Annotated in this window: 16 protein-coding genes and 1 pseudogene; 10 read left to right on the forward strand and 7 right to left on the reverse strand. The window is 55.9% G+C overall.

Annotation, left to right across the window (positions count from 1 at the left end; genetic code table 11):
- Positions 1-8: 8 nt before the first annotated feature.
- Positions 9-299 carry a hypothetical protein gene (locus tag PSH96_RS10785; protein WP_305459125.1) on the reverse strand — a complete coding sequence of 97 codons (291 nt, stop codon included), beginning with the start codon at positions 297-299 and terminating at the stop codon, positions 9-11.
- Positions 300-793: 494 nt separating this feature from the next.
- On the opposite strand from PSH96_RS10785, the gene PSH96_RS10790 reads away from it, so the two are divergent.
- Positions 794-1,042, forward strand: a complete 249-nt coding sequence (locus tag PSH96_RS10790; RefSeq protein WP_065931481.1) for a CsbD family protein — start codon at positions 794-796, stop codon at positions 1,040-1,042.
- Positions 1,043-1,073: 31 nt separating this feature from the next.
- Here the strand turns inward: PSH96_RS10790 and PSH96_RS10795 are convergent, their stop codons facing one another.
- A complete protein-coding gene (locus tag PSH96_RS10795) occupies positions 1,074-1,949 on the reverse strand; it encodes a LysR family transcriptional regulator (protein ID WP_305459127.1) in 876 nt (291 codons plus the stop codon).
- A gap of 102 nt (positions 1,950-2,051) precedes the next feature.
- Here PSH96_RS10795 and PSH96_RS10800 point away from each other — a divergent pair.
- The 4 genes and pseudogenes from PSH96_RS10800 (at position 2,052) to ggt (ending at position 6,626) form a co-directional block, all read left to right on the forward strand.
- Positions 2,052-2,577 (forward strand): annotated as a pseudogene (locus PSH96_RS10800) (hypothetical protein).
- A gap of 287 nt (positions 2,578-2,864) precedes the next feature.
- Positions 2,865-3,290, forward strand: coding sequence for a VOC family protein (locus PSH96_RS10805; RefSeq protein ID WP_305459129.1), 426 nt, complete (start codon positions 2,865-2,867; stop codon positions 3,288-3,290).
- Positions 3,291-3,401: 111 nt separating this feature from the next.
- Positions 3,402-4,661 (forward strand): cation:dicarboxylate symporter family transporter, encoded by a 1,260-nt coding sequence (locus PSH96_RS10810; RefSeq protein ID WP_305459130.1) that lies wholly within the window; start codon positions 3,402-3,404, stop codon positions 4,659-4,661.
- A gap of 246 nt (positions 4,662-4,907) precedes the next feature.
- Positions 4,908-6,626, forward strand: coding sequence for a gamma-glutamyltransferase (gene ggt / locus PSH96_RS10815; RefSeq protein ID WP_305460032.1), 1,719 nt, complete (start codon positions 4,908-4,910; stop codon positions 6,624-6,626).
- Here ggt and PSH96_RS10820 read toward each other — a convergent pair.
- Positions 6,574-6,969: a helix-turn-helix domain-containing protein gene (locus PSH96_RS10820; RefSeq protein ID WP_305459133.1), complete on the reverse strand. Its 396-nt coding sequence runs from the start codon at positions 6,967-6,969 to the stop codon at positions 6,574-6,576. The two genes, ggt and PSH96_RS10820, sit on opposite strands and share 53 nt — an antisense overlap.
- Before the next feature lie 149 nt (positions 6,970-7,118).
- On the opposite strand from PSH96_RS10820, the gene namA reads away from it, so the two are divergent.
- The 4 genes from namA (at position 7,119) to PSH96_RS10840 (ending at position 10,229) form a co-directional block, all read left to right on the forward strand.
- Positions 7,119-8,123, forward strand: coding sequence for an NADPH dehydrogenase NamA (gene namA, locus PSH96_RS10825; RefSeq protein ID WP_305459135.1), 1,005 nt, complete (start codon positions 7,119-7,121; stop codon positions 8,121-8,123).
- A 74-nt stretch (positions 8,124-8,197) separates the two neighbouring features.
- Positions 8,198-8,581, forward strand: a complete 384-nt coding sequence (locus PSH96_RS10830; RefSeq protein WP_305459136.1) for a nuclear transport factor 2 family protein — start codon at positions 8,198-8,200, stop codon at positions 8,579-8,581.
- A gap of 69 nt (positions 8,582-8,650) precedes the next feature.
- Positions 8,651-9,670 carry an alpha/beta hydrolase gene (locus tag PSH96_RS10835; protein ID WP_305459138.1) on the forward strand — a complete coding sequence of 340 codons (1,020 nt, stop codon included), beginning with the start codon at positions 8,651-8,653 and terminating at the stop codon, positions 9,668-9,670.
- Positions 9,671-9,764: 94 nt separating this feature from the next.
- Positions 9,765-10,229, forward strand: coding sequence for a nuclear transport factor 2 family protein (locus PSH96_RS10840; protein WP_235593080.1), 465 nt, complete (start codon positions 9,765-9,767; stop codon positions 10,227-10,229).
- A gap of 64 nt (positions 10,230-10,293) precedes the next feature.
- Here PSH96_RS10840 and PSH96_RS10845 read toward each other — a convergent pair whose 3' ends face one another.
- A complete protein-coding gene (locus PSH96_RS10845; protein ID WP_305459140.1) occupies positions 10,294-11,169 on the reverse strand; it encodes a LysR family transcriptional regulator in 876 nt (291 codons plus the stop codon).
- Positions 11,170-11,323: 154 nt separating this feature from the next.
- Between PSH96_RS10845 and PSH96_RS10850 the strand changes: the two genes are divergently transcribed.
- Entirely contained in the window at positions 11,324-11,905 is a 582-nt protein-coding gene (locus tag PSH96_RS10850) for a TetR/AcrR family transcriptional regulator (protein ID WP_305460035.1), read from the forward strand.
- Positions 11,906-11,965: 60 nt separating this feature from the next.
- Here PSH96_RS10850 and PSH96_RS10855 read toward each other — a convergent pair whose 3' ends face one another.
- The 3 genes from PSH96_RS10855 to PSH96_RS10865 all read right to left on the reverse strand — a co-directional run bounded on the left by PSH96_RS10855 (position 11,966) and on the right by PSH96_RS10865 (position 13,965).
- The gene (locus PSH96_RS10855) at positions 11,966-12,637 is read right to left on the reverse strand and encodes an NAD(P)-binding oxidoreductase (RefSeq protein ID WP_305459141.1); all 672 of its coding nucleotides are present in this window, start codon (positions 12,635-12,637) and stop codon (positions 11,966-11,968) included.
- A 250-nt stretch (positions 12,638-12,887) separates the two neighbouring features.
- A complete protein-coding gene (locus PSH96_RS10860) occupies positions 12,888-13,520 on the reverse strand; it encodes a TetR/AcrR family transcriptional regulator (protein ID WP_305459143.1) in 633 nt (210 codons plus the stop codon).
- A gap of 109 nt (positions 13,521-13,629) precedes the next feature.
- Positions 13,630-13,965 carry a LysR family transcriptional regulator gene (locus PSH96_RS10865; RefSeq protein ID WP_305459144.1) on the reverse strand — a complete coding sequence of 112 codons (336 nt, stop codon included), beginning with the start codon at positions 13,963-13,965 and terminating at the stop codon, positions 13,630-13,632.
- Positions 13,966-14,016 lie beyond the last annotated feature (51 nt).

The raw sequence follows: 14,016 nt of genomic DNA on the forward strand, positions 1-14,016 counted from the left end.
CAAGTTCTTCATGAGATGAATGGAAACGTGGGCTTCTTGCCCAGGACAACTGAATACATAACGTTTATTGTAGAAAAGGGCTCGTCATTTTTCGTGACTGTTGGGTATTTCAGAGGGGGCCGTCGGAAGTGTTTGGAGAAGGTGTAGGAGCGATCTTTCAAGGCAGGCTGGATAGAGGTGTGATTGTGCAGGGCGCCCTGGGTGCGCGGCACTTCCTCGTGCAGCGCGTCTCGCTCGAAATCGCAGATCACCCGGCCATTGAGGTTGAGCTGGTGCAGGTGGCCGCCGCACTTTTTCATCCCAAGCGACTTTTTCAGAATCCGCTGTCGGTGACCCCCGCACAACCCTCTCGGACCTGACTGACACCCGCCGCAGACCGGGCTGACGAGAGGAATTGCCAGCGGCCGCGAAGCGGTACAAAATTAGCCCATTGAAACGCCGTTTTTTTAACAAAAAATAAGGATTTTCAAGGAGATAGAGTGGTTTTCTTCGTCTCGTTTCCCGCTCCTAACACAAAGAAAAAGCCACTCTAACGAGTGGCTTTTTTTTGCCTTCGATTGACTGAATAGATGCTTCGGCATCTTTTTTCGCTTATGCGCAAAACCATTGAAGTCCACGAGTGAGAGCACCTCGTATTCCTGCAACATGCGCAAAGTAGGCGCAGTGCGCGCAGATTCGGAACCTCATCAATTTTGAACTAATCATAATGCCCATCCCCCTAACGCTGTGCAGATTGCCGTGGCTCAGGTCGACCTGAGTTATCTACCTATTACGCGCTAAGGTGTGGTGAATTATGAAGAGTGAACAAGTCGAAGGTGTTGCAGAAAAACTTGCCGGCAAAGCCCAGGGCGCCGTTGGGAAATTGTTCGGTGATTCGAGGCTGGAAGCTGAAGGTGCGGGTCGGCAGGTTGCTGGTCAGCTCACCCAGAGTTACGGCGACGCACTGGACAGCGTGTCTACGTTCGTAAAAGAGAAACCCGTTGCTGCGCTTGCAATCGGTGCAGTAGCGCTGCTGGTGCTGGACCGTCTCCTGCGCCGCTGAGTCATACGCCGCGATTCTGTCGCGGCTCCTTTCATCTGTTGAGCGCTTGTTCCAGGTGCTCAACGAACACGCGTACTCTGCGCGGAACATGCTGACGTGTCGCAAGCACCGCAGTGATGGACCGTTGCTCGGGTACCGGATCCGCCAATGTGACAAGGGCCAGGGAGCCTTCGGCAAGTTCGTTTCTGATGTCCCAGTATGTCAACATCGCCAAGCCCAAGTTCTGCTTGCTCGCCGTGCGCACCGCCTCGACGCTGTTGGCTGAGAAACTGCCGTGAGCGCGATAAGTTACAGCGTCACCGTTTTTGGTGAACGGCCAGTAGGGCATGCCGTGCAACGCGATGCACTGATGATGGTTGAGGTCATCCAGCACCGCCGGTGTGCCCCATTGCGCCAGGTAAGTCGGGCTTGCGCAGACGATGCGTGGGTTGGGTGCCAGGTGGGTCGCCACCAATGTTGAGTCGCGCAACGTGGCGATGCGGATGGCCACATCAATGCCGAGCCCGGCGATGTCGATGATGCTGTCCGATAATGTCAGGTCGACCTTTAGGGTTGGGTTGTCAGCCAGCAGCGCTGGCAGCAGCGGCATGATAACGGTTTGGCCAAAGACGCTGGGCGCGGTGACCCTCAATGTGCCGCTGGCACTGCCTGTGCTGGATTTCAACGTGGCCCGTGCCGATTGGTTCGCCTCGAGCATGGTCTTTGCGTAAGGCAGGTACATTTCGCCTTCCGGCGTGAGTGCGACGGAGCGCGTAGTGCGGTGTACCAGGCGCACACCCAAGTCTTTTTCCAGGGCCGCCAGGCGTCGTGAGACGGTCATCGCCGATAACCCAAGCCGTCGCGCGGCCTCGGACAAGCTGCTGCTGATGGCGACGTTGGCGAACACCTCTATCTCGGGAATTTGCATGGTAATAACCTTTTCCGTTAAGGCGCCTTATTGCAAGTGTGCGCTTCTAATGGGCTATTGCCGCGCTTATCGCCATGGCTGGCGAATAAGTGAGGGAAAATCATGACAGCACTAAACCTGCGCAGTGTAACTCCATTCGATATGGGCGCTCTTAAACTGAAAAATCGCATGGCGCTTGCACCCATGACACGCGTCAGTGTGAGTGAGAACGGCAATGCCACGCCTGCAATGGCCCGATATTACGAACGTTTTGCCCGTGGCGGTTTTGGCTTGATCATCACGGAAGGGATCTACACCGATCGGCAGCCTGGCTGACGCTGGTGTCGACTTCATCCATGTGACGGAGCATCGAGCCTGGCAGCCGGCCTTCCCCGGTAACGAGGCAAGCCTGGTAACGCTGGCTCGCCGTTATGCGCCCGGTGTCGCGTTGATCGCCAATGGCGGCGTGCAGGACTCGCCCAGCGTTGAACAAACCCTGCAGGCGGGCGCAGATATTATCGCCGTTGGCAAAGCTGCCTTGGCCAATTCTGACCTGCTGCAACGGTTGCTCGATGGCCGTGCGCCCGACCCCTTCGACCCATCGCTGCTGGCGCCGCTTGCCCGTATCAAAGGTCGCGAGTTGAATTAAACGCCGACCTCAGCCGTCCAGTTCGACGCTTTCTGGCTGTGCAGATCTCAACCGATGTTGACGTGAAGGTCGTGGTTGAAGGCTGGCGCGGCGGTGCGCGATGGCAGGCTGGGAGCAGTGAGCAGAACGCTTCTATTAACAAAATAAAATTGTGCTTGTGAAAAATTTATATTGATTTTTTTTAAGGTGGTGCGGCTTTAGCATAAATCCACCTTCAAAAAAGTCGTCGGGCAGCGACCACGGTGTCCGGCACCACAAACCAATAAAAAATTGTTATCGGAGTCCTGATGAGTCTTTCTCCTTTTCACCTCGCAATCCCTGTGTATGACCTGGCCGCTACACGTCACTTCTACGGTGAGGTGTTCGGTCTTTGCGAAGGTCGTTCCAGCAACCAGTGGGTCGACTTCGATTTCTACGGCCATCAGTTGGTCATCCACGAGCATCCCAAGACTGCTTCGCAGGAAAGCGTGCGCAGCAATCCGGTAGACGGCCACGACGTACCGGTTCCGCACTTCGGCATCATCCTGGAGTGGGCGCAATGGGAAGCCCTGGCCGAACGTTTGAAAGCGCGCGCGACCAAGTTTGTGATCGAACCCTACATTCGCTTCCAGGGCCAGGTCGGCGAGCAGGCCACGATGTTCCTGTTCGACCCGTGCGGCAATGCACTGGAGTTCAAGGCGTTCAAGGATATGAGCCAGCTCTTCGCTAAATAATAAAAACTGGCGCACGCAATAGAGTGCGCCGGGCAAACATAAATGAGCTGGAAGCTCATGAATCTAGCTACTGCTTAAAGCAGTCCTTTCATTCCAACAAAAAGGCTAGACATGAAACGTATCCCCTTAGTTTGGCAAATCGTTGCCGGGCTGTTGCTTGGCGTGCTCGTGGGTTGGTATTTCAATACCCACCCGGAAAATCAAGTGTGGGTCAGTACCGAAATTCTTAAACCACTCGGTGATATCTTCATCAAGATGATGAAGATGGTCGTCGTGCCGATTGTTTTCTGCTGCATGATCCTCGGCATTGCCGGGGGCGGAGATAACAAATCGTTTGGGCGCATGGGCGCAAGGTCGTTGATCTACTTCTTTGCAATCACCAGTCTCGCCATCGTGCTCGGCTTGTGCTTCGCCAATCTGTTCGAGCCGGGTAAAGGCACCGAAATCGCGGGGATCGCCCATAACGCGGCTGCCGTGCACATGGAACCCTCGAAAGGCGCGCTGATCATCCTGCAAAACATCGTGCCCGATAACGTGATTGTCGCGATGTCAGAAGCGAAGTTGCTGTCGGTGCTGTTCTTTGCCGTGTTGCTGGGTATGGCGTTGAATACCTTGCCTAAAGCGAAGAGCGCACCGGTTATTGCGGTGGTGCAGGGCTTCTCCGATGCCATGTTCAAAGTCGTGTCGTTTGTCATGGCCTACGCACCGATCGGTGTATTCGGCATGATCGGCGCTACGGTGGCGACCTTCGGATTTGCCTCGTTGCTGCCGTTGCTCAAGTTGATCGGGGTGGTGTACCTGGCGCTGATCACCTTTGCGCTGGTGATGCTCGGCGGCATTTGCTACCTGATCGGCGAAAACGTTTTCAAGTTGATCAAGTACTTCCGTGACGAGCTGATTCTGGCTTTCTCCAGCGCAGCCTCTGCGGCGGTCATGCCGCAGTTGATGACCAAGTTGGAAGCCTACGGCGTGCCTCGGCGCATCGTCAGCTTCGTGGTGCCGGTGGGGTATGCGTTTAACCTGGACGGTGCTTCGATCTTCCTTGGTGTGGCGACAATCTTCATTGCCCAACTCTATGGCATTGATCTGTCGTTGACTCAGCAGATTTTGCTGGTGGTCACAATGGTGCTGACGTCGAAGGGCGCCGCGGGTGTGCCTGGGTTTGCCATCATCATTCTGTCGGCCACCCTGGCATCTGCCGGGCTGCCGCTGGAAGGGGTTGCGTTGATCGCCGGGATTTTCCGGATCATCGACAGCGGCACCACCACCTTGAATGTGCTGGGTAATGCGATAGCCCCACTGGTCATCGCCAAGTGGGAGAAAACGCCCCTGGAGCGCAAACGCTCTGTCGGGGTCGAACCTAACGCTTAATCAGTGACACAAGAGCCTTCTACGTTAATCGCGTCGAGGGCTTTTTTTTGGCTGGTAAATCAATAAAAAGTTGTTGCGTGTTGATTCTTTTCAGGCACTTGGGTGTGCGGTTCATGTAGCGAATCACGCCCTGTCAGTTGCCACTGTGCTGCCATTATTTATAAAAAAAACAGGTGGTCTATGTACAAGAAATCGGTGTTTTACCGCACGCGTCGCTGCGTCGTGCTATGGGTGGTGTTGCTACTTATGGGTACTTATCAACTGGCGACCGCCAGCCCACGTACGGCGTTAACACATTGTGCGCTGGCCGTGCCTGACCCATTTGCTGCGCACACCGCCAATGCGATCTTTGCCAAAGGCGGGAATGCCGTAGATGCGGCCGTTGCCGTTGCATTTTCCCTTGCCGTGACTTACCCAGAAGCCGGGAACATCGGCGGCGGCGGTTTCATGACCGTCTATTACAAAGGCAAACCCTATTTTCTCGATTATCGCGAACGTGCGCCGCAAAAAGCGACCCGAGACATGTTCGTCGACAGCTCGGGTAAAAAAGTCATTGCGGCAGATCAGGCGCAAGGCAGTGTGATCGGCCACCGGTCCGTGGGCGTGCCCGGCACGGTCGCCGGTATGTGGGAGGCGCACAAACGCTTTGGCAAGCTCAAATGGTCGCAGCTGATCCAGCCAGCCATTGGCTATGCGCACCATGGCTTCGTTGTTGATGAAGCGCTGGCCAGTAGCGCCAAGAGCGAAAACGAAAAACGCTTCGCCGGTAAAACCAACTTCGCTGAACACTTCGGTCAGCTGCAGGCGGGTAACCACTTCAAGCAGCCTGAACTGGAGGCGGTACTCAAGCGCATCGCCGCGCAGGGACCGAAAGGCTTTTACGCGGGTAAAACCGCTGCGCTGATCGTGACCGATATGAGTGCCAATGGTGGCCTGATCAGCGCACAAGACCTCGCCGACTACAAAGCTGTTTGGCGTGCACCGATACAAGCCAATTGGAACGGCTTCCAGATAATCACCGCGCCACCGCCCAGCTCCGGTGGGGTTGCGCTGGTGCAACTATTGAAGATGAAAGAAATGCGTCGCGAGGATTTTAAGGGCGTGCCGCTCAATTCCGCGCGCTACATGCATCTGGTGGCGGAGATCGAGAAGCGGGTGTTTGCTGATCGGGCGCAGTACCTGGGAGATCCGGATTTTTACGCCGTGCCGGTGCATGAGTTGATCGACGAACACTACTTGGCAGGCCGTGCGTCGCAGGTCAATTTGTCGGTGCCTTCGGACACCGATAAGGTCGTCGCCGGCATCAATATTGAATCACCGGAAAAACCCCAGACCACGCACTTTTCAATCGTCGACAAGTGGGGCAACGCGGTTTCCAACACCTACACGCTCAATGGCTTTTTCGGCTCTGGCGTCGTCGCGAAAAAAACCGGCATTTTGCTCAATGACGAGATGGATGACTTTTCGGCGCTGGCGGGGGTGCCCAATCAGATGGGCGTCGTCGGCACCGACACCAATGCCATTGAACCCGGAAAGCGGCCATTGTCGTCAATGACACCGACGATTTTCCTGAAGGATGGCAAGGTCGCCCTGGTCATTGGTACACCGGGTGGCTCGCGGATTTTCACATCCATCTTCCAGGTTGTCAGTAACGTGTATGACTTCCACCTGGGGCTGAAAGATGCGGTGGGGGCGATGCGTTTTCACCACCAGTTGCTACCTGCCAATACGATCTTCTGGGAGCCCTATGCGCCGATTTCCGGGCAACTGGCGGCAGACCTTGACGTCGCTGGCTACTACCTGGCTAACCAGGGCTTCAACGGTGATATTCAGGCAATTCGCGTTGAGCATGGCGTGCCTGAGCCCGTGTCTGATCCCAGGGGCAGGGGCGTGACATCCATTGGCAAAAAGCCTAAAGCCGGGCGAGCGATTCAAGTGGATTGGCATCGGCTTCGGCGCGCCTGAACGCCAGGATTGCATCTTCATGCACCGCTCCCCATTCACGCATCGCACTGATCAATGGAGCCAGCGTGTTGCCTAATTCTGTGAGCGAATATTCAACCTTGGGCGGCACCTCACGGTAGATTTCGCGATGGATAACCCGGTCAGTCTCCAGCTCTCTGAGTTGCAAGGTGAGCATACGCTGCGTCACATCGGGGATCAGCCGGCGCAACTCGTTGAAGCGCTTTGTTCCGGACATCAGATGGAACAGGATCAGCGACTTCCATTTCCCGCCAATGACATCGACGGTAAAGGAGACAGGGCAAGCGAATGCTTCAACTTCATTCTGTGGGATGCATTTTTTCACAGGAACTCCCTTGGTATAAAAAATGTGCCTACCGCACAAAAATGTGCGTACTTACGCGTATGTTGTGCGTAGGCTAACATCATTCCGTATCGACCACTACGGAAATACTGAATATGAGCTTGTTGCTTTCCCCTCATGAAATAAAAGGCATGAAACTGAAAAACCGCGTGGTCATGTCACCTATGTGCATGCACATGGCTGCGGATGATGGCTTTGTGACCGAGTGGCACCGAGTGCATTACGGCGCTCGCGCCCTGGGTCAGGCGGCACTGATTTTCCCCGAGACGCTGGCAGTGCACGCCGATGGTCGTATCGGCGCCGGCGACCTCGGTATCTGGAGTGACGCGCACGTCGTCGGCTTGAAGGCGCTGACCGAACTGCTTCACAGCTTTGGTGCCAAAGCCGGTGCTCAGATCGGCCATGCGGGGCGCAATGCTGACCTGCCCAACCTTATTCACATTGCGCCGTCGGCTATCCCGTTCACGGAAACCAGCCCTGTGCCTCGCGCGCTCGCGGCTGACGAAATTCCGGGTTTGGTGAAGCTCTATGGCGATGCCGCACGACGCGCCAGTGAAGCGGGCTTTGATGTGCTTGAGATCCATGCCGCGCATGGTTATTTGCTGAATGAGTTCCTCTCGCCACTCGCCAATACCCGCGACGACGAATATGGCGGTGATGCCAAGCGTCGCTACCGCTTCCTGCGCGAAGTGCTGGAGGAAGTCAAAACCCATTGGGGCGATCGTCCTCTGTTTGTTCGTATCTCCAGCTCTGATTACGCCGAAGGCGGAAACACCCCCGAGTCATTCCTTGAATACGGTCGCTGGATGAAAGAGCAGGGCGTGGACCTGATCGACTGCAGCTCCGGCGGCATCAAGATGATCAAGGTTCAGACCTACCCAGGCTACCAAGTACCGGCCGCTGAGTTGCTGCGCAATGAGCTGCATATTGCGACGGGTGCGGTGGGTGTCATCCAGAGTGGTCGTCAGGCCGAAGAAATCCTGCAAAACGGCCGCGCTGATCTGGTGTTTGTCGGGCGGCAAATGTTGCGTGATCCATTCTGGGTGCGCACTGCAGCAGATGATTTGAAAGAAGTCATTGAGATTCCTGCTGCCTACACGCGTTACGGTTCTGTTTGGCTTGATACCAAAGCCTGAATGAGTCCGCGCCCCGAGCGGGCGGCGGGACGGTGCCAGTCCTCAATCCCATCCAATGATGCAGGAGAAAAACCATGAGCAAACCTACTTACGTACACGAATACCAAGCCATCACCGAGGTGCTGAACACGTACATCGAGGGCTGCAAGCAAGCCAAAAGCAGCATCATGAAGCCTGCGTTCAATGAGCAAGCGACCATGTTCAGCGTCGATGGCGACGGTAAGCTGGCCGGCGGCGCAATTCCAATCCTGTTCAAGGGGATTGATGAGGGCTTTCGCCCATCTCCGAACGCACCGGCAGCCATCGTGCGCATTGAGATCGTCGGTACGGCGGCTAGCGCACGCATCGACGCCAATGACATGTCAGGCATTTCCTTCACGGACTTTTTCCATTTGTTGAAAGTTGAAGGCAAGTGGACGGTCGTCAGCAAGATCTTTCATACCCACGTCGCGCCTTGAACCTCTGTCGTCCTTGAGTCTTCTGTAGCTGATTGCTCTACGGCACTCAGCCATACAAATGGAAACGTCATGAAAACCCTTACCTCTGCTTTCGCTCTTACCGTCGTTACACTTGCGCCCGGTACTGCCTGCGCCGCCTCGTACCCTGGAGTTGAGCACAACACGGCGAAACTCTTGCAATCCCTTGAAGGTGTCCCGACCCTCGACTCCATGACGCCGGTCGATGCTCGTGCCGCGCTGGCGGGTGCCCAGGCTGCTGCCCAAGTGGCCTTGCCTGCAGCTGAAGTCAGCGAGAAGACGATACGCGTCAACGGCAGCGATCTGAAGTTGACCATCGTGCGCCCGGTCGGTAGCCAGCAGAAGACCCTGCCCGCGTTCATGTATTTCCATGGTGGCGGCTGGGTGTTGGGCGACTTCCCAACTCATGAACGGCTGGTGCGTGACCTGGTGGCAGGTTCGGGTGCGGTGGCGGTCTTCGTCAACTACAGCCTCTCGCCAGAGGCAGCCTATGGCGAGGCTACCGAACAAGCCTATGCCGCGACAAAATGGGTTGCCGAGCATGGCGAAGAGATCAAGGTAGATGGCGCGCGCCTCGCCGTAGTGGGCAACAGCGCAGGTGGGAACATTGCCGCCGTGGTTGCCTTGATGGCCAACGAGAAGGGTGGGCCCACACTGCGTTCGCAAGTATTGCTGTGCCCGGTAACAGATGCCAACTTCGACACGCCGTCGTACAAGGAATTTGCCAGCGGCTATTACCTGACGAAGGACTTGATGGTGTGGTTTTGGGACAATTACACGCGCGACGCCGAGGCACGCAAGCAGATTTACGCTTCGCCGCTGCAGGCGAAGACCGAACAGTTGAAGGGCTTGCCGCCGACGCTGATCCAGACTGCCGAATTCGATGTCCTGCGCGATGAAGCTGAGGCTTACGGCCGCAAGCTCGACGCTGCAGGTGTACCTGTGAAGACCGTTCGCTACAACGGCATGATTCACGACTTCGGGCTGTCGAACGCGTTCAGCCAGCTGCCGACGCCGCGCAGCGCAGTTGCGCAGGCATCTGAGGAACTCAAGACCCACCTGAGCAAGTAATTTAAAAAAACATGAGCACAGCTCAATAATTACACTCCTTGTGAAGAGCGACTAAATGAAAGTTATATCTATTAAACAGTTGTTTTTTGTCGGCTTGATTTCGAGCGTCGGCGCGCTGGCTCACGCAGACAACTCACCGAGCAGTCCGCAATTGGTCAGTAGTAAAACAGTCAGCAAAGCTACATATGTAGAAGACTATCAAGCGATCACCAGGGTGCTTGACGCGTATATTGAGGGTTGCAAGCAGGCCAAGAGCAGTATCATGAAACCTGCTTTCAATGAACAGGCGACGATGTACAGCGTCGGTGCCGATGGCAAGCTGGAAGGCGGCGCGATTCCAATCCTGTTCGAGGGGATTGACAAGGGTTTTCGCCCATCTCCGGATGCGCAGGCTGCCATTACCCGTATTGAAATCGTCGGTAATGCCGCGAGTGCTCGCATTGACGCCAACGGCATGTCCGGTCTCTCTTTCACCGACTTCTTCCAACTGCTGAAAGTGGAAGGCAAGTGGACGGTCGTTAGCAAGATTTTCCAAACCCATGAAGCGCCTGGCGAGTAAGGGCAGCGCTGAATTCAAGTTCGAAATCAAAGATGAACTTCACTCAGTACGCGTCAGCACTCATCTAGTTCTTCTTCACTGCATACTCGGTAATCAGTTGAGCCAGTAGTTTCACTGGCTCAGTCAGGCCGCGGCGTGCGCGGTGCACCAAACCAATATCGCGATGGAATGTACGTTGTTTCAGATCGATTGCACGTATCTGCGCAGGCCATTCTTTACGGGTGGCTGTTTCTGGCACCAAAGCGACTCCGACGCCGTTGGCAACCAGTTTGACGATTGCATCCAGTTCGTCGAGTTCGCAGACTTCATGTAAAGAAAAATGAGTTTGTCGCAGAAACCGATCGACTTGACGTCCGCCGAAGGATGAACGGTCATAGCGGATAAAGGGTTGGGTTGATACCAACTCAGCCCAATCCTCGCCTGGCATATCAATCGGGACAATCAGCCGATACGGTTCGCGTGCCAGGGTTGTCCAGCGTAGATCGCTGTGAAGAGAGAAGGGTGGACGGATGATCGCCGCCATGTCGATTTCACCTGAATCGACCTGGTTTACCAATTCCATTGACAGCCCTGGAAGGACTCGCGTCCTGCACTGTGGGGAGCGTTGGTGAAATTCTGCCAGGGCATCCGGTAAGAAGGAGCGCTGAACCGAAGCAATCGCGCCAATGGTCACCAAAACATTGGCGGGAAGGTCCACTGATGCCGTGCCCAGATCCTTGAACTGGCGCACCAGTTCCTGGCCCTGCAACAAAACCTGTCGGCCCATTTGATTGAGCTGGGCGGAGCGACCAATACGGTCGAACAACTCCACGCCCAGTTCTGCTTCAAGGCGCTGCATCTGGGCGCTGACGGCGGCTTGAGTGAGGCCGATTTTGCTGCCGGCAGCGGCAAACGTACCTTCTCTCGCCACCGCGATAAGTGTTTTCAGTTCTTTGATCATTCCCAAATAATAATTATGTTTTGCGGGTAAATATATTTATATTTTTGTCGCTTAAACATTGCGTACATCTGCTTGCGACACAGGTTTACAAGCGGCAGGGGCTTCATCAGGCGCCTGCCGCTTGAGCGATTTTTTTGCTAGCATGCGCCGCATTATGAAGAAGCCCACCCAAGATATGCGCCAGCACATCATTGATGTCGCCAGGTCGCTTATGACCCAAAAAGGTTACACCGCCGTCGGCCTTACCGAGTTGCTCGCGGCCGCGGGTGTGCCGAAAGGGTCGTTCTACCATTACTTCCGTTCCAAGGATGAGTTTGGCCAGGCGCTGCTCGAAGAGTACTTCGAGGAGTACCTCACCAGGGTCGATGTGCAATTGGCGAGCGAGGGCTCCGGCGCCGAACGGCTGCTGATCTATCTACGCTATTGGGCCGAAACGCAGGCGTTTGATCACACTGATCAAAAATGCCTGGTGGTCAAATTGGGTGCGGAAGTGTGTGACCTGTCCGAAAACATGCGTGGCGTGCTTGAGAAGGGTACGGCCCTGATCATCGAGCGGATGAGTCGTTGTGTTGAGCAGGGTAAAGCGGATGGCTCCATAAGTGCATCCGTTGACTCAGCAACATTGGCTGAAGCGCTCTACCAGATGTGGTTGGGCGCTTCATTGCTGGTCAAGGTCAATAGAACACGCGAGCCTTTTGACGCTGCGCTTGATATGAGCCGACGTTTGTTGGCTTAGTGTCGCTCGGCCGGCTTGGCCATGCTGCTCGATGGCACCACATGAATGTCACGGGTTCGTTCATGCCTGAGAGCAATTGCGCGTAAAGCTCTGGATAGCCTCGGTGACCGGCGTGGTGCCTTGGGTCAGTTCGATGATCACGCGACTCACGCCGGGCTGTTCGATGATCTGCAACAAGGCTGCGGCGACATCGTCGCGCGGTACGTCACCATAGGGGATAGCGAGGCCGGCACGGACCTTGCCCGTTCCGGGTGAGTCCAGCAAGGTGCCTGGGCGCAGGATGACCCAGTCGAGATCGGTTGCGGCCAAGTGCACGTCGGCGCGTTTTTTCACGGCCATGTAATTTTCGAAGGTCTCGGAAACCGATTTGCCACGTGATGCTTCTGGGAACGCCGAGACCAGAATGAAGCGCCGAATACCCGCCAACTGAGCCGCGGCTACAGACAGCTCCAGGCCATGACCGTCGATGGCATTTGTCATCTGCGCGCCGCCCTTACCACCGGCACCGGCCGCGAAGACCACGGTATCACTGCCCGCCATCAGCTTGGCCAGCGACTCGGTGTCGAGCTCAAGCAAGTTACCGGCAACGGGGCTGGCGCCGAGCGCTTCGAGCTCCTCGGCCTGTTCCGCATGCCGGTACAACGAACGTGGTTGATGGCCTTGTTTTGCCAGTTGTCGAGCAAGGCTTCGGGCCACTTTACCCGAACCACCGACGATAAAAACCGAGTGCATAGCTCCTCCAGATCAGGCGATGTTTCAAAATTGGCCCGCTCAAGCGAACCTGCAAACGGTATTGACGAATGCATGTTGAGCTGCATTTTATATTGGTCACTACAGAATGTGTCAAGCGCCGGGCAGTGCGTTTGGGTTGGAGGGGTATTTGCGCATCTCCTTTGCGACCTCCACGGTGCTGCTGGAGCAGGCGTGCGCGCGCATCAAGGCCGCGTGTGAACAGCTTGTTTGAATGCAGCGCCGGGTTTGGTCACGTTGAGAGGGAAGGGCTCAGCATCGCGACGGCTGTTGCGCCGATGCCTTGCAGATCTTCTCGGCTGGCCGCGTCATGCGCCTGCAGAGACATGCCTTCGAGCAATGTATTCAAGGCCGCGGCGAGCAAGCGAGTGTTGGTGTTCGGTTTGAGCTGACCTTGCTCCACCGCGCGATCCAGGCGCTGCTGCAGGTAATCGCGGCCTTCCTGACGCAGGGCCTTGAGGGTTGCGGTGACTTCACCCGCATCGTCGGAAACATTGACCGCCGCGAGTACCACCATGCATCCGCAGGGGGCTTCGGGTTCGGTCAGGATCGAGGCTGAGGTGTGAAAGAAGTCGCTGATGGCGCGCACGATGTCCGGCTCGGTGTCCATGCGCTCCCACGTGGCATCCCAGAAGGTCGCTTCGTAGTAGGCAACCGCTTCCAGAAACAATTTGGCTTTGTTGCCAAACGCCGCGTACAGGCTGGGAGGGCTGATGCTCATCGCTGAACACAATTCCGCCACAGAGGCCGGCTCGTAGCCACGCTTCCAAAACACTGCCAGTGCACGCAGCAGAGCCTCGTCGCGGTCGAATGCACGCGGGCGCCCTTTTGCACGAGGAACAGGGATTAGGGTGGAATCAGTCATTGAGCGTAGCACCTTGGGGTGTATCGCCAGACGAACATGCCTGGAAGAGATTTCTGCCCTAATGATACACAAAATGAACTTTTCGATTGCGCAGCGCAATTTTGAGAGTTCAGATCGACCCTGACGCCTGCACACAGGGCGGTACGTTGTAGCGTTCAAGCACTTCGCCAATACCGCTCAATAGCGGTATTACATGCTTGGCAATATCATCGGCAACTGCAGTGGGCACCATCTCTGCGTTTCGGCGAAAAAACAGTGGGTCCTGAAAAATCAGCCTGAGCTTGGACAGGCTGTTGCTGGCCGCGGGCTGTCCGATATTCAAACGCTCGGACGCCCTGGTGACACTTTTTTCCTGGTAAAGCGCAGCGAAGATTACCAGGCAATTGAGGTTGAATTGCGCAAGGCATTCGATGTTGAACGTAGACGTGGGAGTAGGGGTGTTCATGGGCTTGACCCTGTCATTTGTCGTCGTTCGCCGTTGGTCGTAGAACGTGAG

The organism is Pseudomonas sp. FP2338 (genome assembly GCF_030687515.1).
Taxonomy (GTDB): domain Bacteria; phylum Pseudomonadota; class Gammaproteobacteria; order Pseudomonadales; family Pseudomonadaceae; genus Aquipseudomonas; species Aquipseudomonas salomonii.

Coding starts and splice junctions, on each gene's coding strand:
- PSH96_RS10785 (WP_305459125.1), bottom strand. CDS start 299: ATGAAAAAGTGCGGCGGCCACCTGCACCAGCTCAACCTCAATGGCCGG.
- PSH96_RS10790 (WP_065931481.1), top strand. CDS start 794: ATGAAGAGTGAACAAGTCGAAGGTGTTGCAGAAAAACTTGCCGGCAAA.
- PSH96_RS10795 (WP_305459127.1), bottom strand. CDS start 1,949: ATGCAAATTCCCGAGATAGAGGTGTTCGCCAACGTCGCCATCAGCAGC.
- PSH96_RS10805 (WP_305459129.1), top strand. CDS start 2,865: ATGAGTCTTTCTCCTTTTCACCTCGCAATCCCTGTGTATGACCTGGCC.
- PSH96_RS10810 (WP_305459130.1), top strand. CDS start 3,402: ATGAAACGTATCCCCTTAGTTTGGCAAATCGTTGCCGGGCTGTTGCTT.
- ggt (WP_305460032.1), top strand. CDS start 4,908: ATGGGTACTTATCAACTGGCGACCGCCAGCCCACGTACGGCGTTAACA.
- namA (WP_305459135.1), top strand. CDS start 7,119: ATGAAACTGAAAAACCGCGTGGTCATGTCACCTATGTGCATGCACATG.
- PSH96_RS10830 (WP_305459136.1), top strand. CDS start 8,198: ATGAGCAAACCTACTTACGTACACGAATACCAAGCCATCACCGAGGTG.
- PSH96_RS10835 (WP_305459138.1), top strand. CDS start 8,651: ATGAAAACCCTTACCTCTGCTTTCGCTCTTACCGTCGTTACACTTGCG.
- PSH96_RS10845 (WP_305459140.1), bottom strand. CDS start 11,169: ATGATCAAAGAACTGAAAACACTTATCGCGGTGGCGAGAGAAGGTACG.
- PSH96_RS10850 (WP_305460035.1), top strand. CDS start 11,324: ATGAAGAAGCCCACCCAAGATATGCGCCAGCACATCATTGATGTCGCC.
- PSH96_RS10855 (WP_305459141.1), bottom strand. CDS start 12,637: ATGCACTCGGTTTTTATCGTCGGTGGTTCGGGTAAAGTGGCCCGAAGC.
- PSH96_RS10860 (WP_305459143.1), bottom strand. CDS start 13,520: ATGACTGATTCCACCCTAATCCCTGTTCCTCGTGCAAAAGGGCGCCCG.
- PSH96_RS10865 (WP_305459144.1), bottom strand. CDS start 13,965: ATGAACACCCCTACTCCCACGTCTACGTTCAACATCGAATGCCTTGCG.